Origin of the sequence: Mucilaginibacter sp. Bleaf8 (genome assembly GCF_018390515.1) — a bacterium.
GTDB lineage: Bacteria > Bacteroidota > Bacteroidia > Sphingobacteriales > Sphingobacteriaceae > Mucilaginibacter.
Genome location: NZ_JAHBBK010000003.1, coordinates 64,639 through 89,132 on the forward strand (window position 1 = coordinate 64,639; position 24,494 = coordinate 89,132).

Consider the following 24,494-nt stretch of genomic DNA (forward strand, 5'->3'; position numbering starts at 1 on the left):
GTATCTTCAACAAACGCATATTGCAATAACGCAGATTTGATCTGCAACTACGATTTATACTATGAGTTCAGGGCTATATAGCGGGTTTTCGGACGTGGCCAAGCAGGCCATGATGCAGCCGCAGGAATCGATGCTGGAAGTTAGAAGCAAAAAGAACAAGCTTTATATAGGCATCCCGAAAGAAATCTCATTCCAGGAAAACCGTATTGCATTAACTCCATTTTCGGTAGCGCTGCTGGTTAACAATGGCCATGATGTATTGCTGGAAAGCAATGCCGGTAAAGCAGCCAACTTTCTGGACAATCATTACAGTGAGCAAGGTGCCCAGATTATATACGATACCAAAAAGGTTTACGAAGCTGATATCATTATCAAAGTAGCACCCCCCATGCTGCATGAGATAGAATTGATGAAACCCGGCCAGATCCTGATCTCCACCCTGCAAATGTCGACGCTGAAAGCTGAATGCCTGCAGGCCATGCTTAACAAGCGTATCACGGCACTATCATTTGAGCACCTGCGCGATGAAGGTAATGTATTGAGTGTAGTAAGAGCCATGAGCGAAATTGTAGGCGCTACCTCCATCTCTATTGCGGCCGAATACCTGAGCAATGTATTTGGTGGCAAAGGCCTGATGCTGGGCGGCATTACGGGCGTACCGCCAACCGAAATTGTGATATTAGGCGCTGGCACAGTAGGCGAGTATGCAGCACGCACAGCTATATCTTTAGGCGCTGAGGTAAAAGTTTTCGACCCGTCTATCTATAAGCTGCGCCGTTTGCAGAATAATATTGGTGCGCGGGTATTTACCTCGGTTTTACAGCCCATCGTACTCGAAAAAGCCATTACCACCTGCGATGTGGTGATAGGCGCATTGCGTGCCGAAGATGGCCGCAGCCCCTGCATTGTGAGCGAGGAAACCGTTAGCCGCATGAAACCAAACTCGGTAATTATTGATGTGAGTATCGATCAGGGCGGTTGCTTTGAAACATCCGAGGTAACTAATCATACGCATCCGGTATTCCGCAAATATGAGGTAATACACTACTGCGTACCTAATATCGCCTCGCGCGTGGCACGTACCGCAACTTATGCCTTAACCAACATTTTTACCCCTATACTGCTTGATATTGGCGAAAAGGGCGGCATTAACAACGTAATATGGCAAAAAGCCGGTGTACGTAATGCCGTCTATATTTACAACGGGCAGCTTACCAACAAGCATATAGGCGAGCGTTTTAATATCCCGTGTAAAGATCTGGATCTGTTGATCGTATCCAACCGGTAATCGTTTACAACATACTACCATACAAAAAGGCTGTTCTTTAATTAGAACAGCCTTTTTTGGCCTTAGCGCTCCCTAAATTCCTACTTATAATAAAAATGCTGCGTATTCCTGAAGGTGGTTAAACAACTACGCTTAAAACAATTAAGCGTTAAACGCATTAATAAAAACTAAACAGCCTTTACTTATGAAGATCTTTAGCAAAGACTATCTTAAACGATTGTGGAAAGTATTATTAGCCACTTTCAGCAGCTTTTCGAACGATAACGGATTGAAATTAAGCGCCTCTCTGGCGTATTACACTATATTCTCTATTGCCCCCCTGCTTATCCTGGTGTTATCATTGGTGGGTATTTTTTGGGGGCAGGATGCAGCTTCCATGCGGTTGTACCGCCAGATAGATGAGTATGTAGGGCCCGAGGCAGCCAAGCAGATTCAAGACGTAGTCAGGAACCTGCAGTTTTCGGGTAAAAGCGGTATCGCATTGATATCAGGTATCGTGACGCTGTTATTGGGTGCCAGCAGTTTGTTTCTGGAAATTCAGGACTCATTGAACATGATATGGCGGGTAAAGGCTAAGCCTAAAAAAGGATGGCTTAAAATGCTGCAAAACCGTTTCCTATCCTTCTCCCTGATTATAAGTCTGGGCTTTTTACTGTTAGCTACCTTACTGGTTAATGTGATTGTGAATGCTATAAGCGACAAATTGACCCATTTTTTACCTGCTATTACCGAGCGGTTGATTGAGCTGGTTAATCTGGGCATATCATTCATTGTGATATCTATCTTGTTCGGCATTGTGTTCAAATTTTTGCCTGATGTGAAGATCAAATTCAAAGATGTGCGTTCGGGTGCCTTTTTTACCGCCGTACTGTTTATGATAGGCCAGTTCCTGATCGGGTTATACCTGCGCTATTCGGCCCAGGGTTCGGCTTACGGCGCGGCAGGATCCCTTATCGTTCTGCTGGTGTGGATTTATTATACGGCAGCTATTTTATATATAGGTGCTGAGTTTACACAGGTATACGCCGAGGCTAACTGCAGCCACATTGAACCGGCCGACTATGCTGTGCACATTCAGCAAACAGAAACGGAAAGAGAAGTGGATAAACTCCCACCACAAAATCCCGAAATAAAAGGTCACTTAAAAACTGACGACGAGGATAAAACCAGCTAATGAATTTAAAAAAGAAAGAGCGCCATTATAATGGCGCTCTTTCTTTTTGTGTATATATTTATAATTACTTAAGCTGACTGATATTATCGTAAAATGCCTCTTGCAAATCCAGCAGTGATTTCACTTTTAGTTGTTCGCCATAGGGGTCAAAACACAAAAACTTTGTTTTTCCTGGCTCATCTGCTTTTGCCTTTTCCCAAAAATTGAAGGTCTCAAAAAAATAGTGATTAATTGTTTCCTTCTTCTTTTCATTCGTTTCAGACGAGTTTAATCTAAAACCCATCGTATCCATCCAATTGTGCACTTTTGAATGCAAGTTTGCTCTTAAGTTGTTCATAGGTTGTACTGATGTTTAACGAAGCCCCCCTGAGGCATTAACTACTCCTAATTCATTTATCAATATTTAACTATCCCGAAAACCACACAAGCAAACAGGTACTTTTATGCGGCTTATTATGGGCGCACATATCGTGCCAGTTAAAAGATGTAATCCTATATTATTATTTGATTATCAGCATAATGCTTTGGCCCCTATCAAAAACTCATCTTTAAAAGCGTTGCAGATGCAACTCACAAAAAGTTGGCATATACGTATACTAACTGCCTACTACCAGCTACATAGTACTGATAATGAGACAAAAAAGGCTTTTAGTATAAGAGATAATTAAATCAAGCAACAACACCTCAATATTAACCAATAGTAAACACCGTGTACCTATATTATATATGCTCAGTTTAATTATTGCCTGATAGTTTATGTCAAAAAAGCAGCATAATGCCCTTTATTACAGATATATATGTAACAATGCTATGATGATTGCTTTTTTGGTTAAACAAATTGAACTTTTGCAGTCTGTTAATGTATAAGTTATACTAATTTATAGGCATTCAGACACGACCTACAATTTTATGAAGCGATTTTTACTCTTTTTAACCGTATTTATTACCGCAGTCACGTGCAGTTACGCACAAACAGCACGTTCTGTTACCGGTATTGTTATTGATTCTACCAAGCAAACGCTGGTAGGCAGCACCGTTAAACTGTCAACAGAACAGAATGAAACAGCCAATACCATAGCTGATGCGAATGGCCGCTTTACCTTCCAAAACATTAAGGGTAATAATGTTACGTTAACCATTACTTCTATTGGTTATCAGGGCATAATTAAACATTATACCTTAGCTGCTGACGGCAAACCGGCCAATGTTGGTGTAATTGTTTTAAAGACAGAAGCTACGCAGTTAAATGCGGTAACCATTGTTGGTGCACCAAATCCTGTTTCCATAAAAGAGGATACGGTACAATATAATGTGGCGGCATTAAATCTGCGCGCCAATTCAACACTGGAAGATGCTTTGAAGAAATCGCCTGGTATTGATGTGGACCCCAGTACCGGTGCGGTTACTGCTCAAGGGCAACAGGTAACCAAGGTACGTATTAACGGTAAAGACTATATGGGTGGCGATGTAACTTCGTTAACCCGCAACCTGCCGGCCGATTTAGCCGAAAACATACAAATTGTTGACGACTATGGCGATCAGGCAAATTTAACCGGTATTAAAACAGGGGAGCCGCAAAAAGTACTGAACATTACCATCCGTAAGGATAAAAACTATGGCTACTCCCTCCAAACCACCGGCGGTGGCGGGTCCGATTTACTGCCCAAAAACCAGGATAACAATTCCAGCTTCTTACAGCCGCAGAAAGACCAGGGCCGCTATTTCGGATCGCTGAACCTGTTTAAATTCAAAGGTGATCAGCAAATATCTGTTATGGGTAACCTCAACAATACCAACCTTAACACCTTTGCTTTTGGTGGCGGCGGTGGTGCTGGCGGTAACTTTGGCGGTGGTGGTGGCGGCGGTGGCCGGGGCAACGCAGCACGTTCTGCAGGCGGTACAACCAGTAACCAGAACGGTATTACCAATGCCCGCTCCATAGGCGGTAACTATCGCGATCAGTGGGGTAAGAATTTATCTGCTTACGGTAGCTACAGCTTTGCGGATAACAATACGTATACGACAAGTAATATCATTCAAAACAACTTTAGCCTGAACAACAACACTACCCAGAACAGTGTACAGAATGATAATAACATCAATCACCGCTTCAACTTTAATCTGGAATACAAGCCGGATACTTTAAATTATTTGAAAGTTACGCCAACTTTTACTTATAATAAATCGCTTACCACATCAAACGAGGATGTATCCCAAATATTTAGCAGAGACTCCTCCCGTAACCAGGCGTATACCAGCAGAACATATGCTAATTCATCATCGCCTACGGCTGGCTTAACCGCTTTGTATAACCACCGCTTTAACGGCCGTGGCCGTAACCTGAGTGTTAATGTAACAGCCAACACCAGCAAAAACGACCAGTCGCAGAACCCGGTTTATGTATTTACCCAAGGCACGCCCAATGTACCGTTAAATCAACAGATCAATATCAACAGTAAAACCAACTCTATAGGTTCTACTTTTTCTTATATCGAGCCTTTAAGCCGGGTTACTTTCCTGGAGCTGAACTATGCTTACAACCGTAGCTACACCTCAAGCAATAAAGTAACCGATAGCATACCCAATGGCTCCAGCAATTACGTATTTTCCCCTGAGCTGAGCAATAACTTTGACTTTACTTTTACCACACACCGTGCAGGCTTAAGTGTGCGTGTAGTAAAGCCTAAGTACAATTATACCTTGGGTGTAGGTGTGCAGCCGGCCATATTAAATGGCCATAACGGAAACATCAGGCCTACACCTATCATTATTAATAATACAACCATAACGCCTACCGATACACGGCAATCAACCGTTAACTTTGCACCAACGGCCCGGTTTGTTTACAACTTTTCGCGCAGCCAAACTTTTTCGGCCAACTATAACGGTAATAACAACCAACCATCTTTTAGCCAGTTGCAGCCCGTGCTTGACCGGTCGAACGCGTTTTATCCAACTGTGGGTAACCCGTTCCTGAAACCGGAGTTTCAAAACAACTTCTCTATCCGCTATAATAAATTCAGCTTCCAGACCGGCGATCTGATTTTTACCAACCTGTCGTTTACCCAAACCAATAATAAAATTGTAACCAAACTGGTTGATGTTCCTAAAGGCGGAAATCTTAAAACTAATCCTTTTTACAGCCAGATACAGGGAAGTAACTTAGCTACCTATCAGAATGCCGATGGTTATTACAGCGGCAGCGGTATGGTTACCTATGCTAAACCTTGGAAAAACCGTCGCTACACGCTATACCTAAGGGGCATGGTTAACTATACCAACAACATAGGTTATTTAGGAGCGGTTGACTCGATCACTGCCATTGAAACAGTGCAGAAAAACATTGCTAAGAACTGGCAGTTTACACCCGAAATACGTTTCAGAACAGATATAACCGATATTATTGATGCACAGGCAGGCGTTAGCTATGCGGTTAACAGAACCAATAATTCATTGCAGGATAATCGGGCGCAGGCAAATTCCAACTTCCGTACCCTGGCCTTAACCTTTACCGGTAAGAACTATTTATGGAAAAACTGGACCATAAGCTATGATTACTACCGCAATGTGTTCTATGGTTATGATGTTGATGTAACCAACCCTAATATTTTAAACGGCTATGTGGAGCGCCGCTTCCTGAAAAACAATGCGGCTACCATTCGTGCTGCTGTGTTTGATGTGTTTAACGAAAACAGAGGTTATACCGTTACTAACTCAGGTACCTCAACAACCCAAAGCAGTGTAAACCGCTTAGGCCGTTATTTCCTGCTGACGTTTACCTTCAGGCTACAAAAGTTTGCCGGCCGTGCACCTATGCAACAAGGTGAAGGAGAAGGTGGAGGCAGACGTTTCAGAAACGGTGGCGGCCAGGGCGGACCTGGCGGCGGCGGTCCCGGTGCAGGACCAAGCGGCCCCGGCATAATGTAATGCCAATACTCCTAAAAGAAAAGCCCCGGTTGCGTTATGCAGCCGGGGCTTTTTATAATTGGTTAGTAGGGCTAATTTGGGTTTATAATGATGATTAATAAAAGCCGTTTATGCTTTTTCAAGCACTTCGTTAATTACTTTTTCCAGCTCATCCAGGTCAAAAGGTTTGGCCAGATAAGTCTCAGCACCGGCATGATCTGCCAGTAACTGAATATCACTGTTTGCCGAAAAATACACTACCGGGATAGTTTTAAGCTCTTCGTTTTGTTTAAGGGTTTGTGTAGCTACGATACCACCAGCATCAGGAATCCAGTTATCCATCAGGATAACGCTTGGACGGATGGATGATACTTTTTCAACGATATTATTGCAATCGGTAAAAGTATGTACTTCCCATCCCTGTTCTTCTAATATGTATGCGCAGATTGATAAGATGTCCTCGTCATCATCAAAAATGACGATCCTTTTTTCAACATTATTACTCATAGGTGCGTAGTGGTAGTTACAAACTTACAACTTTATTCGGGAATAAATATTTAATTACTTATAAAATTATTATCTTTTTTCTCGTGTACAGGTATGTAAAACCAAAATGTAGAGCCTTTGTTTTCTGCGCTTTCCACACCAATCACACCTTCGTGCCTTCTGATGATTTCGGACGTGATATACAAGCCTAAACCTAAGCCTGAAAATTTGTGCGACGACTCCTGAACGCGGAAAAACCGGTCAAAAACAAAGTCTTTTTTATCAGCCGGAATACCAATACCAAAGTCCTGTACGGATACCTTCAGCATGCCATCCTTTACCTCGTTGGTAAATATTACCTGGTCTGCATCGGGCGAGTATTTGATGGCGTTGGTTATCAGATTAGTTATTACCTGTTCCAACCGGTGCTTATCAGCATGTATATGTGCCTCGGCATCGCCTTTTATAATGATTTTGTGCGTAGGTATGTGTGATTGAGTATCCTCAATACATTCCCTGAACACCTCGCCTGCATTGAACCAGCTATAGTTAAACATCATTTTACCGGCATGTATGCGGGTAACATCCAACAGGTCATCAACCAAAGCGGTTAAACGGCCGGTTTGTTTGCCGGCTTTTTCAATAAAAGGATAAATGCTTTGCATATTACCGTCTTTAGCAACCAAACGGGTAGCAATTTGCAGTGAACCTTTCAGGCTGGTAATAGGCGTTTTAAGTTCATGGCTGGCAATGCTCATAAACTCGTCTTTACGCTGCATTAATTGCTTAGTAGCTTGCTGTGCTTTAATCAGGTCGGTTACATCAAACCCAAAAAATGCCAAGCCGTCTATTTTACCATCTACGGCGTATACCGGCGTATAGATAAAATCAAACCAGTTATCAATCAACTGCTGGCTTACCTGGTCGGTACGGCGGGTATGAAAAGCCTTGCCTACATACGGCTCGCCGCTTTTCATTACCTGCATGGCAATATCGTGCAACTTGGAATTGGCAAAATCAGGGTAAACGTTGGCAGCGGTTTTACCTAAATAGTCTTGCTGTCCGTAAAAGTTCTGGAAAGCTTTATTTACAAATTCATAGGTAAGGTTTTCGCTGCGGCAAATGGTAATCAGGGCCGGAGCGTTCATAAACACGCTATAAAACTCTTCCTGCTGCTTGTTTACCAATGATTGCAGTTGCTGTTCTTTTTGTTCCGCATCTTTTTGGTGGGTTACATCAATAATGTAAGCAACCACATCGGCCGTGCTGTCGTCGTCCAAACGGGCAGCGCCCATCAGTACTGACACCCGGCTGCCATCTTTTTTGATGTACTGCTTTTCAAACGGCGGGCATACGCCATTTTCGCGCAGCTGCTCAACCGACCAGTTGGTCACATCCATAAATTCCGGCGGCGTAATGATTTTCCAGTTGAGTTTGCCATTCATCAAATCGGCACGTTTGTAACCCAGCATTTTCAGGAAAGCATCGTTAGCATCGATAATTGCACCTTCAAGGCTCGAGAATAGCATACCGATCATGTTTGATTCAAACACCTTGCGGAAACGCAGCTCGCTGTTGCTTAAGCGCCTTTCGGCCTCAACCAAGCGGGTAATATCCACAATTGAACCTACCATGCGGTAAGGCGTACCAAAATCGTCCTGCAAAATACTGCCGCGGTCCAAAATGATGGCATAGCGGTTATCCGCTTTCAGGAACCGGTATTCGGCCGACCATTGCTTTTTGCCCAGGTTAATCGATTCGTACACGCTCTGTTCCACCCGAGAGCGGTCATCAGGATGTATTTTATCAAACCAGTAAGTAATGCTTTGCGTATCTTCGTTACGGTGATAACCAAACATAGCGGTAAAGTTTTCGCTTCGCCACATGGTATTGTTCACCAGGTTCCAATCCCAAATAGTATCATTGGTAGCTTTGGATACCAGCGTAAAGCGCTCTTCGCTCTCAGATAACAGGCGGGTACGTTCCCTTACTTTATCTTCCAGCTCGTTGTTCAGCTTTTTAAGATTTTCGCGCGTGCTGATGAGCTCATTATAATTTTTGCGCAGCTTTTGCTCCGCATTTCTGCGCTCGGTTATGTTGGTATAGGTAACGGCAAATCCATCGGCCATTTTAACAGCAAATATCAGGTACCAGCCTTTTTCAAAAGATACTTCTTCTTGCAGTGTTTGCCCGGTTTCTACCACCTTTACAAACTTATCGAAGAAATTATGCTCCGTTAAAACCTGTAGCTGCCGGGTTAGCAGGCTTTCGGTAAGCTGCGTTTCTTTGGTATTTAAAAACTCAACCGCGGCATTGTTAGCTGCAATGCATTTAAAATCACGGATATGACTGTCATTATCGCGCACGGCCGTGAATGCCAGTACCGCACTTATGCTTGCGTTGAATACACCGTTTACAATGTTGTTCAGCTCGGTGATAGCCGATATATCTACAAAAGTGATTACAATACCATCGTGCTGCTTATCTCTGCGTACAAACGGCATAATGCGCATTAAACTGCGTTTGCCGTCTTTTAGGTGCACTTCTTTTTCAACCACATTGCCGTTTACCAGCACAGCCGATATATCCTGTATAAATGTATCGTGCTTAATGTTGTGCGATATATGGCTGATAGGCCTGCTAATATCGGCCTCAATAAGGTTAACCATGCTAACCGCAGCGGGGTTAAACTTGCGGATATGCAGGTTGGCATCCAGAAATATCTGGCCAATTTCAGTACTCTTAAAGTAGTTGTTCAGGTCGTCGTTCAGCTCAATCAGTTCTTTGATTTTAAGCTGATGCTCGGTGTTGAGTGTATGCAGTTCCTCATTAAGCGATTGCAACTCCTCATTACCCGATTGCAGTTCCTCGTTGGCCGACAGCAACTCCTCATTGCTCGATTGCAACTCCTCGTTGGTGGTCTCCATCTCTTCGATGGCCAGTTGCAGGTTGTGCCGCGTTTCGTTCAGTTCGCTTTCCAGCTCAATTACATAGTCAGTCTGCTGCCCGTCGGTTGCAGGCGGTAGCACCACGCTGTCCTTATCGTGCTCAACGGTATCCACCACATTCTCCCGGAAGGTAATGAGCGTATAGCCATTGGATGACTTTGCGCCGGGCGGCTTAATAGATATGCCGACGTTGTTTTCGTCAACGCCGTTTTGCTTATAGCGTATATGGTTTAAGCGAACGGTTTTACCTTCTTTCCAGGCGCGGCGTATAGCGTTGTTCAGGTTGAAGGAAAGTTCCCTGGGCACCATTTTAAGCAGGTTCAGGTCCAGTTTCTTTTCGGGTAACGACAGGTACCTGTTAAAGTTACCCACCGTTTCTTTCACCTCATAGTTACTGTTGATGAAGATGCCAACAATGCCCAGGTCATCGGTTACAAAATCTCTGAATTCATCTTCGAGCGATTTGGCACCCAAACCGTTTTTGTTATAAGTAAGCTGCCGGCTGCTTGCTGGCGCTATTGAAGGACTATTAAAGTGCGTATGGTTGGCCGAGTAGCTAATGTTACCGCTTTTTTGGTAAACCTTCCACTTGGCATTGATCTCGATAAGACCATCTTTTAAAACCGATGCACTTTCACTTGACCCCAGGAAAAGGTAACCTTCCTGGTTTAATGAAAAATGCAGCGTGGATAATACCTTTTGCTGCAACAGGTTATTCATGTAAATAAGCATGTTGCGGCAGGTAATCAGATCGTTTTTGATAAAAGGCGGTGCCTTAATCACGTTGTGCTTGGCAAAAACGATCTGTTTACGTATGGTGCTGAGTACGGAGTAATAACGCCCTTCTTTTACAAAGTATTTATCTAACCGCTGCTCATCTATATCCTGCTCAATACTGAGCGGATATAAGTTACGTGAGGCAACCTCCAAACTGGTTTCATCGATATCCGATGCAAATATTTTTACTTCAAGGTTTTTACCTTTTTCTTCCAGGCACTCATTAATGAGTATGGCTATAGAGTAAGCTTCCTCGCCGGTGCTGCAGGCGCAAACCCACACTTTTAATATATCACCATCGGCCTTGCTGTCAACAATGGCCGGAATTACTTTTTCAGATAATATCTGAAATGCCGCCTTATCCCTGAAAAACTTGGTTACACCTATTAAAAACTCTTTCCCCAAGGTTTTAACCTCTTCGTGATGCGTATGCAGATAGCTTACATAATCGTCCAGCACTTTGATGTTAAGCTGGTTCATGCGCCTGCCTATACGGCGTATAATGGTTGGCGTTTTATAAAAATTAAAATCATGACCGCTCTGCTGATGCACGAGGCCAAACAGCTCATTCAGCAAGTTTTCATTTATCTTACCGCCTTCCAGCAGCTGCATAGGCTCTTGTTGTATATAATTGTACAACTCCTGATGCATTTTTTTGGTAGGCAAAATAAAATCAGCATTACCTGAGGTGATGGCACTGTTAGGCATGCCATCAAATTTAGCTGTAGCCGGTTCCTGAACCATTACCAGGCCGCCATAATCTTTAATAGCTTCAATACCTTTGGTACCATCAGTACCGGTACCCGACAGGATGATGGCTATCGCTTTATCTTTCTTATCCTGAGCCAGTGTATACAAGAACGTATCAATAGCCGTATTCGGCATTTTATCGTGTATCTTATCCTCCAGCTTTAAGCGGCCATTGCGTATGGTCATGAGCTTATTGTTGGGAATAATATATACGCAATCCTGCTGCACCAGCATGTTATCACCGGCCTCAAAAACCTTCATGTGGGTATGCTTGGATACCAACTCTACCAAAAGGCTTTTATAATCGGATGATAGGTGCTGAATGACAATAAAGGCAAAACTGGAGTTGGCCGGCATGTTGTCAAAAAACTCATGGATTGCCTCAAGCCCACCAGCTGATGCGCCGATAGCTACAACATAATTTTGCTTTACGCCTGTTGCAACTGTTTTTGCCTGACTCATATAATTATGTACCGGTTAACAAGCAAGAATGCCGTTAAGCTAACTGCCTGGTTTTAAATTCAAAAATAAAGCTTCGCAGGGTTTCCGCAACATTCAGCTCCTGTTCGTGCCAGGGCAGTGAGGTGTTTTTTACCGTTTCCTGCCACAGTTGGAATGATTTGCGCGGGTGATAATTGCGCCCGTCCTGCTCAAAGTTGATGGCCTCGTTAGGATTACCGCCCCAGCTGATAGTATGCAGCCTTTCGGGCCTGAAACAGATAATGTAATCGCCTAAGGCAGCATCCACAGGAATTACCAGCATACCACTGGCAGTATCACTGTAGGCAGCTGCTTCATCATACACATCAGTTAAATGGTCAGTTGCATAGATTTTATTTATGCCTTTTCCCTGCAGCCATAACAACATATTTTCCAGGTATTCGGTTTCAGGAACATCACCTATAGTTTCGGTTTTTCCACCCAAAGTAGCCACAGCACCCGAGGCTTTAAACAGGTTCAGTATACTTTCATCACCCGAACTGAATAGCCCCTTAATGATATCATTCTGGGCATAGATATGTTCGGTCAATACAGCGCGCTGGTTTTGCAGGGTATTTACAAAATCGTATTCTTCTTTGTTGGTGATGGATGTGATTTTATTGGAAATAACGCCCGACAAAAGCTCAAACATCGAACACAACTCAAAATTAAGGTGGTGTGCTGTTTTATGATGGCAGGAAATGAGCCCCCACAAGCGCTCATTACAAATTACCCTGATTGACATGGATGCAACAATGCCCATGCTTTGCATATACTCCAAATGCACGGCTGCTACGCTACGCAAATTACAGTCAGACAAATCGGTAAAAGAATGGCTAAGCGGATTGATAACCGGGAAGAGCCTTACCGGGGTATAAGCACGGTCGGGTATAAGCCGGTACGGGTTTTTCAGATATAGCTGACGGGCCTGCTTAGGCACATCAGATGCCGGAAAAGTTAAGCCCAGATAACGCTCCAAACCCTCTTCCTTTTCTTCGGCAATAACGGTACCGTTCCAGTTCTCATCAAACTTGTACATCATAATCCCGTCAAAACCCGAGATCTTTTTCAGTTCATGAATGGCGGTGTTACAGGCCTCCTGCACCGAAGATGCCGCATCAATAGCCGACATGCTGTATTTCACTTCCTGAAACACATCTACAAATGAGCGTTCAAAGTTTTGTTCGGCTTTTTCGAGCTCAAGTATAATGTAACTGCTTTTGGTGTGCACCAGCACCAATACCCGCTGGCCATTCAACGTAAGCGTTAACGGAACTTTATCTTCGGCTATAAATTTACTCTGCAAATGCTTAAGTTCGGCTTCGCTGAGGTAGCTGCTCAATGGTGTATTGATCACCTCCGTCGCATTTTTGCCCAGCAGTTCCTGAACATTTTCACTTACCTGAATAATGCTTAGTGTATCGTGGTTTAAAACCAGCATATAACCGTGCGGCTGTATCATGTTTACATGATGCAACGGCAGGCTGCCGCAAAATTCAGAGTCGTAGTTTTGTTTATTCGCCATGTTGTTCTGCCCAGTTTTTAAATTTGGTAAATGTCTGGTTTGCAGTATTTATAACGTCGTCTTGTACGGTTTTGGTGCCTGCCTGGTTATTTAACGCCTGTTTAAAGGTAGTCCACATGCGGTCGGTATCCTCTCCGTAGCCGTTAAAAAACGATAAGCCAAGGCCATCGGAAATGTCCAGCTGGCGTGCCATCATCTGGCTGATGATCTTGCCGCCCAGTGTAGAGCCTTCAATTACATACAGCGCGGCAAAAGCCTGCGCAGCATTGGTTATTTCGGGTAAATCTGTACCGGTTGCTTTTGCTGCGGGCGTACCGCCCAGCGCACTTATATCAGCAGCCAGCGCAGCCGATTTGCGGCGCTGCGCATAGTCGGGCAATTCGTTTATTCCTATGTATGGATTGATTTTTTCTTCGAGACCACCAAAGTAGCCGTAAAAAAGTTGTAGTAGTTCAACGTATTCTAACTTGGAGCGTATGCCTTTCATACGTGATACCAGCATTTTTTCCAATTGCTGGTGGTTAACCAGAGTATCTGTTTTTAGTTTTTCAGCAAGCATTCATTTTTCTATAGGTGTTGGCAGACTATAGAAATGCTAAGGTAGGAGATTTTAAATAAAACAGATAATTTATCCCTATTAGGAGTATAAATAATTGCATGTAAAGCAATTTTTACACAGTACTTTACATGCAAAATTATTACCGGAAAGGTAAGTGTTTACCAGTTAATCTAAAACGTCGGGGTAATAAATTTTAAGGTCTTCTATCACTTTTGCTTTTTGGGGACGCAAAGAAATCAGGATAAGCAGTAGTACTACAGCCACACCCATATTCAGGTACGAACCGCTAAGCAAAACCACCACGATATTCAACAATGTAGATCCTTCCACAAGAGCCGCCCTTACTATAAAGGCCGAAACATAATTAGCAAACTTTGATTTAACCGGCGATGAAAGATCGATTCGCGAAAGCATGGTTTTGAACAGGAACTGACTTAACAGTACCATCAACACAGCAAAACCGATAGCCGTATAACTCAATACCGAATTATCGCCGGCACTGGTTTCAGTAGATTGCATATTGCTCCTTAAGAATAATGCAACAGCAAAAAACAAGGTGGCCCCTGTACATAATGCGATATGTACAATTTGAAGCGTTTTGAAGGATAAACTTTGTGTTTGTCGATACATGATATAGGTGATAAAGTTGTTGGTGCTGATTATCCTGCCCAGCCCTCGCGGTCCAAACTACGGAAATGAATGGCCTCTGCCAGATGCTCCAGTTGTATTTCTTCACAACCTGCCAGGTCGGCAATGGTGCGGGCCACTTTCAGTATACGGTCATAAGCCCGGGCCGAAAGGCCCAGCTTTTCCATAGCTTTTTTCAATAGGTTTTGACCGGCAGCATTGATTTTACATACCTCCCGTACCATTTGGGCACTCATTTGTGCATTGGCATGCAAATCGGGCTTGTTACCAAAACGGGCCGACTGTATCTCACGGGCTTTCATAACCCGCTCCCGTATATTCTCGCTCGTTTCGGCAATACGGTCAGAAGCCAGCGCATCGAAATTTACCGGCGTTACCTCTACATGCAGGTCAATACGATCAAGCAACGGGCCCGATACCTTGCTTAGATATTTCTGCACAGCGCCGGGCGGGCAGCTGCAATCTTTTTCGGGATGGTTATAATAACCGCAGGGGCATACATGCATTGCCTTGTTTGCGTTTTGCAAGCCAAACCGCAAGATCAATGCCTGTTGCTTACCCTGCAAACCCAGGTACGATTGGGGAACACATGAAGAGGAAACGGATGGACTCAAAGCTGTTACAAAAAGATATAGCAAAGATATTAGGCGTCACTGAAGATTGCATCACTAACTGGGAAAAAAACAGAAGTATTCCGCAGATACAATTCATGCCACTTATCATTCAGTTTTTAGGTTACCTGCCGTTTAGCTTTGATCAAACAACATTATCAGGCAAACTGAAGGCCTACAGGCACCTGAAAGGAATGAGTCAAAAAAGGTTGGGCACGATACTTAATGTGGATGGTGCTACCATTAGCAGTTGGGAACAAAGCGAAAGTCAGCCTTACAAGCGCACACTAGACAAGATCAACAAAATTTTGAATGAAGTTCCGGAGATTTCATTTAGCATTGATGATTCAGATTTGATAGCTTAATTAGCGGAATAAAAAAAATTAGAGCCGAGGTATGGATACGCCTAGTTCTACCGATATGCAGATCAACGATCCTCATTAGTCTTTTTGAGAGTTCTTTGATAACATCCGGCCCGGTGAGTTCCCAGCCCGGATGTTAATTCTATTAGGTAAGCTTCTTAGAATCGTATATGCTTCTTAAAAAATCTTTTAAAGATTTCGGACTTCTGCCTAGTAATTGTTTGACATCACTTCTATTGGTGTCGAACTCTCCTCTGGCAATCGCCTCAGCGAACCTTGCCAGATATGCTGCATCATCTTCGGGAAACCCGTCCTGTACAAGCTGCGCAACATATGAACCTACCTCAGGCTGGTAATAGGCGATCGTTTTTCCTGTAATGTCTGATAGTAGGTCAGCAATATCCGCGAAGGAGAAAGCGGTTTCTGCAGCGATGACATATTCTTTGTTTTCATGACCCGAAGAAGTCAGTACGACAGCGTTCGCTTCAGCCATTTCTGTTATTGGCAAAAAGGGAGTCTTGCCGTCTCCGCCAGGAATGGAAATCCCATTAATTAGTATATCCTTTCCAGAAAGGAAGGGAATCATGTCAGCATACATGGTATTATCCATGAGAGTATAAGGAATGGCTATTTGTTTTAGATAATCAGCCGTGTCTGCATGATATCGAACCTCTTCACCCATTATACTTTGTTGTAAATTTTTCATGTCAAAGCTCGTATAGATTATATGACTAACACCAGTTTCCCTGGCAGCATTAATTACGTTTTTATGCTGCTCAAACCTATAGGAAATTTCCGATGAAGACGATATCAGCAGTAGCTTGTCCACATCCTGGAACGCACTCTTTAACGACTCAAAATTCTGATAGTCGCCAATCCGGACCTGTATGCCTTTTGATTTCAATTCTGCCGATTTGGATTCATCCCTGACCAATGCTGCAATATGGTTTGCGGGTATGCCTTTAGTCAATAAAGAATTAATGGTGGCCTTGCCTAAATTACCGGTTGCACCAGTTACTAAAATCATAGTTTTTGTTTTAAGATAATTTATCAATTACTTTTGTTAGGCAAAGAAACTGAAATCGATACTGTAAAATACCTTATCCCGCTTTCAACAAAATAAATAGTGGTAACCTAAAAGTGACTATGAAGAATAACACAGACTATGCTGACTGTCCTGTTACGGAAGTTATCGCTTTGTTTGGAGGACGGTGGAAATTAACGATATTACTTGTGCTTTCTAAGCATGTCAGGCGATTTGGAGAAATCAGTGTTCGGATACCTGGAATTTCAAAAAAAGTCTTAACTGACCAATTGAAAGAACTTGAAGCTGATGGCTTAATTAGCAGGAAACAGTTCGAGGGGTTTCCCCCTCGCGTAGAGTATGCGTTAACAGCATATGGAGAAAGCCTTTGCCCATTGTTAGCTCATATAGCAGCATGGAAAAAAGAAAAAGTTTAAGGTGATTGACTCAAAACATTATTATAGTCTCCGATTAATGCACATTTAGAGTTATGTAAACATTTTGAACGCTTTCTTCCATTAATATCACTTGGAAATTAAGTCTCGTTCTGAAAAGAGTCCGGACTGCTTGGTGCTACTTTTTTTATCCATTAGCTTCAAGAACAAGCTGCTAATTAACCGACCTTGTTATCAACAGGAAACCACTTTTGGACGTAGTCATCAAGACTATCAGCCATGGGTAGTTCGGCCTGGTTCTGCGTCTGAAGGTGTCTCTCAGAAAAGCCACATCCTGTTAGCTTCCCTATTACCTGAATTGGTATTGAACAAATGATCATTATACAAGGAGGCTACCACCATCGACCACGATAATCTGACCGGTTGTAAAGCTACCGCACATCAAGTATAAATAAGCCTCGGCAAGATCTTTTGGATCGCCTACTTTCCCCGTCAACAACTTGCTTCCAACCTGGCTAAAGAAAACCTCTCTGTCAGCCTCAAGCATGCTTGATAAAAGGTTGGTCCTTACCGTTCCGGAACATACCGCATTAACTCTTACAGGTGCAAGTTCAACAGCTAGTGCGCGGGTCAAACCATCAATAGCACTTGCCATCGCTGCAATTACTACCGTACCTTTTCTCGGCTTTTGTCCGAGTGCGCCGGTTGTTAAAGTGATTGAACCACCCGTCCTAATGACCCGTGCGGCATGCTTTGCCGCCATAACTGCTCCCCAAAAACGCAAGTTAATGGATTGTTTTGCCTCTTCGATATTCAAACCCGGCAAGTCGCTAAACTTTAAGGAATCACCTGCTGTAAAAACAAGATGATCAAGTTCTCCTATCTCTTCAAAAAGCTGAGCAATCTGCCTTTCACTTCCAAGGTCAGTTGCAAAACCTTTACTGCCCTCCGGCAATATGGTCAAAGCTTCATCCACCTTCTGCTGATTGCTAGAAACAACGGTGACCAATGCGCCTGCTTTCGCCGCTGCTTCTGCTGCAGCTAAGCCAAGACCTGATGTACCACCCAAAACAACGACTATTTTACCAGCCAGAATATTTTCTCTGTTATTTCCCATATCGATGATGATTTTTAACAATATTATCTATCTAATACTATACTTTTACTATTCGTTACCTTTAGGATAGTGACTATCGATTATGGAAATACTGAAGGGTAGGACAAAACCGACCATTGAAAGGCAATTGGCGCTAAAAGACGCGATCGAGTTATTGAGCGGCAAATGGAAAATCGTAATTCTTAAAAGTTTATACCTGCATGGAACCATGCGGTTTAAAGATGTAATGGAAACTTCAGCTGGCATAACCCCAAAAGTTCTTTCAAAAGAATTGCAGCAGTTGGAGGAAAATCTGCTGATTACCCGAACCGTCAACAATACAAAGCCTGTTTCCGTATCTTATGCGCTTACCGATCATGCCGGCAAAACTTTGCCCGTTATCAACGCTTTAATTGAGTTTGGACTGATACATAGAAAGAAGATCAAGTCCCAATTACCCTGAAAGCTTTTGTACTGCATATCCATTGCTGTCAATGGTGCAATGGCCTGAACAGCTTAATTGTTAAATGAACTTTGCTAAGCCGTAGTGGCGGGACTTGCTTAATTTCTTTTCATCCAGGAAAATAAGATAGACTTCGCGAAACGGCAATCGATTAAATGGAAGTTAATGGATACGGTTCGTCAGGTAAAACGATAACTAAAAAGATGTGGGCAATACCGATTTTGATGTATATCAATGTGCGTGATTGAGCATGGAGTTATCTTTGCGGCATATTAATTATTCATGTCAGCAACTTTCAACGATAATGATTCCGGCCTTGAAAACGGCAATGCAGAATCCAACCTGATGAATACCCTGTTAACGGTATTCAGTATTATTTTTCTTGAATTTTTAGTGATGGGCATATCACTTGGTATTATTCCAGTCTATGTCCATGACACCCTAAAATTCAGCAACTTTGTTGTTGGATTAGTGATTGGTCTGCAATACGCTGCGACTTTATTAACCCGTCATTTTGCCGGAAAAAGAGCGGACACCAAAGGTGGTAAAAGCGCAGTAATTACCGGCATTTTCTTATCTGCGTTATCTGGCTTATTCTGTCTTTTTTCCTTTTGGTTGCAAAACAGTCCGCTGATCAGCCTAAGTTCATTGCTTGTTGGAAGGATTTTACTGGGCGTGGGCGAAAGCTATCTTGTCATCGGCATCTTTGCCTGGGGCTTCGCGTTGGTTGGTTCTAAGAACATAGGCAAAGTCATGGTTTGGAACGGCATGGGTATGTACGGCGGAATGGCTTGCGGCGCACCATTGGCTATCTGGCTTACATCGGCATTTTCGATCTCGGTTGCTTTTGCGGGAATTGTAGTGTTTCCGGCACTCAGCTATCTGGGTATGTTAATGTTGAAGTCAGTACCTGCACCAGCAAATGTGCCAAGGCTTCCATTTTATAAAGCGGTCCATTTGGTTTGGCAATCCGGTGCCGGTCTCGCGTTCGCCAGTATTGGTTTCGGAGGAATTGCCTCTTTTATTACTTTGTTTTTTATCCAGCACACGTGGAGCGGCGCGTCCTTAGCATTGACTGCATTTGGTGCAGGTTATATTGTTATGCGCATTTTCTTTGCGCATTATCCCGATAAATTCGGGGGCGCTAAGGTCGCTATGGTGTCTCTGTTCATAGAAATCGTAGGGCAGGTACTGATATGGAAAGCGCCTAATGCCTTTGCTGGGATAGCAGGTGCCGGTCTTACAGGAATCGGCATGTCTTTGGTTTTTCCCTCATTCGGGATCATTGCGGCCAAGAAGGTATCTGCAGAAAACCGGGGCATGGCCATGGCCGCGTATAATGCTTTCTTTGATCTCGGTATGGGACTTACCGCGCCCGTTGCAGGCCTGGTGGCAGGTGCTGGAAATTACAGCAATATTTATATACTCGGAGCAACCGCTGCGGCGGTTAGCGCCTCGCTTGCATTTGCTGAATATCGCAAAGGAAAAATAAAAGAAAACGAAACCACACCGCAACTTGTTTAAATTTGAAATATGTTAAAAAAGGCACTTGCCGATTACATTTGTGATATTGTGGTTCTTACCGAGGAACAGCTTGCACTCGCCTTGTCCTATTTCAAGCCCTCGTTCCATGCGAAATTTGATTTCTTAGTCAATGAAGGCAAGGTCGGCGAGCATATGAATTTTGTGGTGAGTGGATGTTTGCGTATTTTCTTCATACGTGAAGATGGACAGGAAGCTACGCGTCACCTGGCATTCGAGAACCAGTTTGCTACCGGTCTCGCCAGTTTTATAACGGGACTGCCTTCTATAGAGAACATTCAGGTGATGGAGGATAGCGAACTATTACGCATCAGTAGAAAGGATTTTTACTATTTGCTGAATATTATACCCGCCTGGGAAAAATTTTACAGATTTTACCTGGAAAATGCCTACATCAATAATCTACAGATATTTCACCGGGAAATTACGAAGGACGCAGAATTTCGTTATAAGGAATTACTGGATCGTAACCCGGAAGTCGTTAGGCGCTTATCTAACAAGATCGTTGCTTCTTATCTGAATATGTCTCCGGAAACACTGAGCCGGATGAAATCTAAGTAACTTCTTTTTTTGCAAAAAGTATCCTGAAATGCGACTAAAAAAAGTTCGTCGCAGCTACTATCAATTCGTCAAGAAGGACATCACAAGAGCCATGTTATGAAAAGCCCCGCATGACTGCGGGGCGTAAATAATATCAGCCCTGGCGACAGAGTGAACTTTCAAATCTCACTCTCCAAGTATTTAATTAAGATTTGACTTAGATACCGGTGTTCCATGCTCAAACAAATTTATTTCCGGTTCGTTGGCGGAAATACTTAAGCCACATCTATTGCTTCGCGTAATGCTTTGGCTGCTGCCGCAGGATCTTCAGCGCCATAAATGGCAGCACCTGCAACCGCTACCTGGGCTCCGGCTTTAATGACATCTGCAATGTTGCTCAGGTTTACACCCCCTGCGATAGAAACAGGAACACCTGCTCTTGCGGCTTCGTCGATCAGTACCTGGATAGAATAGCCTGCTGTCCATTGTTCGTCTAATCCGGCGTGCAGTTCCACAAATTCAACACCTAATTCAGTTACTTCCCGGGCACGTTTCACGCGGTCAGGATAACCAATGGTGTCTACCACTACCCCTTTACCATGTGCCTTGGCTGCTTTAACTGCGCCAATGATCGTTGCGTTACCGGCAGCGCCCATAACGGTAACCAGATCTGCACCTGCTTTAAAGGCGATGTCAGCTTCCAGTTCTCCGGCATCAGCCGTTTTCAAATCAGCAAAAACCAGTTTATCCGGATGCGCCTTTTTCATTGCGGTAATTACGGTAGATCCCATGTTCTTGATCAGCGGGGTACCCAGTTCGATAATGTCTACGTAAGGTGCAACTTTTGCGGCAAGCACTAATGCCTCCTCAGTTGTCAGTAAGTCTATTGCTACTTGCAATTTTGCCATTGTTTTATTTATTAATTTGAATGGTATGATTGATGAATTTAATTATTCCATGTTCGCATGACGTTTCCAAAGCTCCTCGGCAGGTGTCCCGTCAATCTTCCATAACGCCATAAATACGGCGTCGCCAATTAATAGAACTGCCTGTTCAAAGAGGCTACCGGCATATTGCGTTGATTTGGCCCCGTTATGGTCTTCTTTTTCTGCTGCCGGTATCAGGATGTGTACATCCGCTAATTCAGCCAGTCTAGAGGACGTGTTAGTTGTCATTGTCATGACACGGGCACCCACCTGCTTAGCTTTTTCGGCAGCTTTTACGATGGAACTTGTTGTTCCCGATCCTGAGGCGGCCCACAACAGATCATCTTTTTGTATCGCCGGGGTGGTCGTTTCCCCAACAAAATATACTTTTAGCCCCAGGTGCATCAGTCGCATCGCTATTGAACGCATCGAAAAGCCGGAACGGCCGGAAGCAAACATGAAGATGGCCGATGCGTGGTTTAAATTGCTGATCAGTTCTCCAAAATAGCTATAGTCGATTGTCTCTGCCAGGATAGTGTTTTCGTGTAACACCTGCATCAGGTTCACCTTTATGGTTGTAGCGGTTTCTTTATTATATTGGTCTGTTAATTCCATTTCCAAGCGTTTATTCTTCTGCAAAAGTATCTACTCTGTCAAGGGGAAGGGTTATACAAACAGCCCCAATGGGTGGACTATTTGGAAATGACATCAGTTAAAAGTCATAAATACTAAAGCTCTTAATCCATTATTTCAGAATAGTCCACCATAATTGGCTGATAGTCCACCAAGTTGAATATGTTGTGACTATCTTTACGCAATGACCATTGATACGAAGGACAATCGCCTGGAAAGCGTGATGATCTACATCAGGAATTTGACTAACTGCCCGCCCAGTTATTTGAATGATCCGGGGAGAAAGGATTTTTTTGAAATCGTATGGTTGAAAAATGAAGATCCTTTACATGCCTTAAAAACAAATGATTTTGAAGTTAAAGGAGACTGGATTTATCTGATTCCGCCTTACCGTGTACACCAGTTAAATAAAGCAGGGAAAAACGGGGAATTGATATCTTTTAAAAGAGAGATACTGGAGGAAGAAGACAAAGATTTTTTACTTGATATCTTCAAAATATTTAATGTGCAGGGCGAGTTCTCCTGTCTCCGTTTAGATAAGGCTGCAGCTGATGATTTGGGTGGCGTTTACAATTTATTGATCGGTGAATATCAGAAGTCGTCCGGGGATCTGATGATTTTGAAAACTTTGCTGAAGGTGTTTTTGTTAAAACTGATCAAAGTTAAGGAAGAGGAATTTACCGCACATGACATTCACCAGAAAAGGGTGTACGAGTTTTTGATGCTGCTGGAAGGAAACTACCTGCAGGTTCGGAATATTGACTATTACGCCGCTAAATTGGATATCAGTTCCAAACGTTTAAACCAAATTCTCAAAGATAAATTAGGTAAAACAGGTACGCAGATCATCCATGACCGGATCATACTGGAAGCCAAACGACTGATCATACACAGCGAGCACACCATTAAAGAGATAGCCTTTGCGCTTGGATTTTCTGACCGCCCTTACTTCAGCCGCTTCTTTAAAAAACAGACAGACCAAACGCCGGACGAATTTCAAAAACAAGCTCAAAATCATTTGAGATTAAAAGCCAATACTTTAATCTAACTATGCTGAATATGGAAGATGTATCGATCGCAGCGTTACTGAAGTTCTTTGAACAGTACTTCCCGCTTAACCTGGCAGAACGAAAGGAAGTAGCAGCTAGGTTTACTGAACGCAGCGTCAAACGACGTGGTTATATCTTACAGCAAGGAGATGTTGCCAAATATTTCACCTTTGTGGTTTCCGGTTGTTTCCGGCAATACGTAGTTGATGAGACGGGCAAAGAATTTAACTTACAATTTGCCATCGAGAATGATTGGATCACTGATCTATGCAGTTTTTATTCAGAAACGGCAAGCAACACCTATGTAGAGGCACTAGAACCATCAGTTATATTGCAAATTAAACATGATGATTTGTTATATCTGTACACCCATTACCATAAGTTCGACCGAAATTTTCGAATTATCGTTGAAAAAAAATACATCGATCTCCAAAACCGGGTGATGCAAAACATAAGTATAACGGCGGATAACAGATATTCGAACTTTATGACCCGTTATCCAAATCTGGCAAACCGCTTACCTAATGTCCATATTGCATCGTACCTGGGAATAACCCCCGAATTCCTGAGCAAAGTCCGGAAGAAAATGGTGCGGCCGGCCTGATTCTTAAACTTGTTTAAGAATTTTTCTTAACTAAGTTTATTGGCCCGCTAACGTTTGTCTGCTCACCTTTGTATCGTTAAATAAAGAAAACGATGAGAGGATCAGATAAAATAACAGTTCCCGTTAAATTCAGAAAATTGGCTTTTACAGCCATTTTAATCTTATGCGGCGTTGTTGCTGCCAAGGCCCAGGAATATGTGTCATTAACCAACCCTGCTAAACTTGGCAGAGCTCCAGGTGCAAAGGTGAAGCTGTTAAGTACCAACGGGAAAACCAAAACCTACCTCTTGGTGCTGGCAACCGGCGATGAAGTAACCTCAGGCATTGCCGAATTTGCCCAAAAGTACCAGGTAAAAAATGCGCATTATACCGCTTTCGGCGATGCCACCTCGGCCAAATTTGGCTGGTATGATAAAGATCGCAAAATGTTCAAGCTAACGGATATTAACGAACCATCCGAAGTAACCGGATTGGTAGGCGATATTTCACTTTATAACGGCAAACCTTTTGCCCATACCCATGGCAGTGTTGCAACAAGTGACGGCATCTGCCACGGTGGACACTTGCTCGAACTGATCGTCGGTCCTACCTTCGAATTCTATATAACTGTAGAGCCGACCGCAGTTTATAAAAAGATCAGCCCGGAATTTAACGCCCTGGTTGTAGATCCTGATCTGGAGAAATAATTATTAGCATTCCAAACAACAA

At 43.2% G+C, this 24,494-nt stretch carries 21 protein-coding genes and 1 pseudogene; 11 read left to right on the plus strand and 11 right to left on the minus strand.

The annotated features are described in order from the left end of the window. Positions 1 to 61: 61 nt before the first annotated feature. Both KHS38_RS13640 and KHS38_RS13645 read left to right on the plus strand, forming a co-directional pair. A complete protein-coding gene (locus KHS38_RS13640) occupies positions 62 to 1,288 on the plus strand; it encodes an alanine dehydrogenase (protein WP_213489155.1) in 1,227 nt (408 codons plus the stop codon). 184 nt (positions 1,289 to 1,472) lie between these two features. After that, on the plus strand, positions 1,473 to 2,462 hold the full coding sequence (locus tag KHS38_RS13645; RefSeq protein ID WP_213489156.1) for a YihY/virulence factor BrkB family protein: 990 nt from the start codon (positions 1,473 to 1,475) through the stop codon (positions 2,460 to 2,462). Positions 2,463 to 2,526: 64 nt separating this feature from the next. On the opposite strand, the gene KHS38_RS13650 is transcribed toward KHS38_RS13645, so the two are convergent. Beyond that, the gene (locus tag KHS38_RS13650) at positions 2,527 to 2,799 is read right to left on the minus strand and encodes a hypothetical protein (RefSeq protein WP_213489157.1); all 273 of its coding nucleotides are present in this window, start codon (positions 2,797 to 2,799) and stop codon (positions 2,527 to 2,529) included. Positions 2,800 to 3,371: 572 nt separating this feature from the next. Here KHS38_RS13650 and KHS38_RS13655 point away from each other — a divergent pair. Then, on the plus strand, positions 3,372 to 6,389 hold the full coding sequence (locus KHS38_RS13655) for an outer membrane beta-barrel protein (RefSeq protein ID WP_213489158.1): 3,018 nt from the start codon (positions 3,372 to 3,374) through the stop codon (positions 6,387 to 6,389). 108 nt (positions 6,390 to 6,497) lie between these two features. Here KHS38_RS13655 and KHS38_RS13660 read toward each other — a convergent pair whose 3' ends face one another. The 6 genes and pseudogenes from KHS38_RS13660 to KHS38_RS13685 all read right to left on the minus strand — a co-directional run. Next, the gene (locus tag KHS38_RS13660) at positions 6,498 to 6,875 is read right to left on the minus strand and encodes a response regulator (RefSeq protein ID WP_213489159.1); all 378 of its coding nucleotides are present in this window, start codon (positions 6,873 to 6,875) and stop codon (positions 6,498 to 6,500) included. 50 nt (positions 6,876 to 6,925) lie between these two features. Beyond that, positions 6,926 to 11,791 (minus strand): chemotaxis protein CheB, encoded by a 4,866-nt coding sequence (locus KHS38_RS13665; protein ID WP_213489160.1) that lies wholly within the window; start codon positions 11,789 to 11,791, stop codon positions 6,926 to 6,928. Positions 11,792 to 11,825: 34 nt separating this feature from the next. Then, positions 11,826 to 13,334 carry a GAF domain-containing protein gene (locus tag KHS38_RS13670; protein ID WP_213489161.1) on the minus strand — a complete coding sequence of 503 codons (1,509 nt, stop codon included), beginning with the start codon at positions 13,332 to 13,334 and terminating at the stop codon, positions 11,826 to 11,828. After that, positions 13,324 to 13,893, minus strand: a complete 570-nt coding sequence (locus KHS38_RS13675) for a biliverdin-producing heme oxygenase (protein ID WP_213489162.1) — start codon at positions 13,891 to 13,893, stop codon at positions 13,324 to 13,326. Before KHS38_RS13675 ends, KHS38_RS13670 begins: the two co-directional genes overlap by 11 nt. Before the next feature lie 165 nt (positions 13,894 to 14,058). Continuing rightward, entirely contained in the window at positions 14,059 to 14,412 is a 354-nt protein-coding gene (locus KHS38_RS13680; protein ID WP_213489163.1) for a hypothetical protein, read from the minus strand. A 140-nt stretch (positions 14,413 to 14,552) separates the two neighbouring features. After that, positions 14,553 to 15,050 (minus strand): annotated as a pseudogene (locus KHS38_RS13685) (magnesium chelatase subunit ChlI family protein); the annotation flags it as partial. 95 nt (positions 15,051 to 15,145) lie between these two features. On the opposite strand from KHS38_RS13685, the gene KHS38_RS13690 reads away from it, so the two are divergent. Beyond that, the gene (locus KHS38_RS13690) at positions 15,146 to 15,517 is read left to right on the plus strand and encodes a helix-turn-helix domain-containing protein (RefSeq protein WP_213489164.1); all 372 of its coding nucleotides are present in this window, start codon (positions 15,146 to 15,148) and stop codon (positions 15,515 to 15,517) included. Positions 15,518 to 15,659: 142 nt separating this feature from the next. On the opposite strand, the gene KHS38_RS13695 is transcribed toward KHS38_RS13690, so the two are convergent. Then, entirely contained in the window at positions 15,660 to 16,541 is an 882-nt protein-coding gene (locus KHS38_RS13695) for an SDR family oxidoreductase (protein ID WP_213489165.1), read from the minus strand. Between the two features lie 119 nt (positions 16,542 to 16,660). On the opposite strand from KHS38_RS13695, the gene KHS38_RS13700 reads away from it, so the two are divergent. Then, entirely contained in the window at positions 16,661 to 16,975 is a 315-nt protein-coding gene (locus KHS38_RS13700) for a winged helix-turn-helix transcriptional regulator (RefSeq protein ID WP_213489166.1), read from the plus strand. A gap of 337 nt (positions 16,976 to 17,312) precedes the next feature. Here the strand turns inward: KHS38_RS13700 and KHS38_RS13705 are convergent, their stop codons facing one another. Beyond that, entirely contained in the window at positions 17,313 to 18,071 is a 759-nt protein-coding gene (locus KHS38_RS13705) for an SDR family oxidoreductase (protein ID WP_213489167.1), read from the minus strand. Positions 18,072 to 18,132: 61 nt separating this feature from the next. Here KHS38_RS13705 and KHS38_RS13710 point away from each other — a divergent pair, with 61 nt between their 5' ends. From KHS38_RS13710 to KHS38_RS13720, 3 genes are all read left to right on the plus strand, one after another. Beyond that, positions 18,133 to 18,492 (plus strand): winged helix-turn-helix transcriptional regulator, encoded by a 360-nt coding sequence (locus KHS38_RS13710; RefSeq protein ID WP_213489168.1) that lies wholly within the window; start codon positions 18,133 to 18,135, stop codon positions 18,490 to 18,492. Positions 18,493 to 18,774: 282 nt separating this feature from the next. After that, positions 18,775 to 20,016, plus strand: coding sequence for an MFS transporter (locus KHS38_RS13715; RefSeq protein WP_213489169.1), 1,242 nt, complete (start codon positions 18,775 to 18,777; stop codon positions 20,014 to 20,016). 9 nt (positions 20,017 to 20,025) lie between these two features. Beyond that, positions 20,026 to 20,595 carry a Crp/Fnr family transcriptional regulator gene (locus KHS38_RS13720; RefSeq protein ID WP_213489170.1) on the plus strand — a complete coding sequence of 190 codons (570 nt, stop codon included), beginning with the start codon at positions 20,026 to 20,028 and terminating at the stop codon, positions 20,593 to 20,595. A gap of 254 nt (positions 20,596 to 20,849) precedes the next feature. Here KHS38_RS13720 and hxlA read toward each other — a convergent pair whose 3' ends face one another. Continuing rightward, the gene (hxlA, locus tag KHS38_RS13725; protein WP_213489171.1) at positions 20,850 to 21,482 is read right to left on the minus strand and encodes a 3-hexulose-6-phosphate synthase; all 633 of its coding nucleotides are present in this window, start codon (positions 21,480 to 21,482) and stop codon (positions 20,850 to 20,852) included. A gap of 42 nt (positions 21,483 to 21,524) precedes the next feature. After that, the gene (gene hxlB, locus KHS38_RS13730; RefSeq protein ID WP_213489172.1) at positions 21,525 to 22,115 is read right to left on the minus strand and encodes a 6-phospho-3-hexuloisomerase; all 591 of its coding nucleotides are present in this window, start codon (positions 22,113 to 22,115) and stop codon (positions 21,525 to 21,527) included. A 202-nt stretch (positions 22,116 to 22,317) separates the two neighbouring features. On the opposite strand from hxlB, the gene KHS38_RS13735 reads away from it, so the two are divergent. The 3 genes from KHS38_RS13735 to KHS38_RS13745 all read left to right on the plus strand — a co-directional run bounded on the left by KHS38_RS13735 (position 22,318) and on the right by KHS38_RS13745 (position 24,472). Beyond that, positions 22,318 to 23,181, plus strand: coding sequence for an AraC family transcriptional regulator (locus KHS38_RS13735; protein WP_213489173.1), 864 nt, complete (start codon positions 22,318 to 22,320; stop codon positions 23,179 to 23,181). Positions 23,182 to 23,192: 11 nt separating this feature from the next. Continuing rightward, entirely contained in the window at positions 23,193 to 23,786 is a 594-nt protein-coding gene (locus KHS38_RS13740; protein WP_213489174.1) for a Crp/Fnr family transcriptional regulator, read from the plus strand. A gap of 92 nt (positions 23,787 to 23,878) precedes the next feature. Continuing rightward, entirely contained in the window at positions 23,879 to 24,472 is a 594-nt protein-coding gene (locus tag KHS38_RS13745; protein WP_213489175.1) for a PPC domain-containing DNA-binding protein, read from the plus strand. The last annotated feature ends 22 nt before the right edge of the window (positions 24,473 to 24,494 follow it).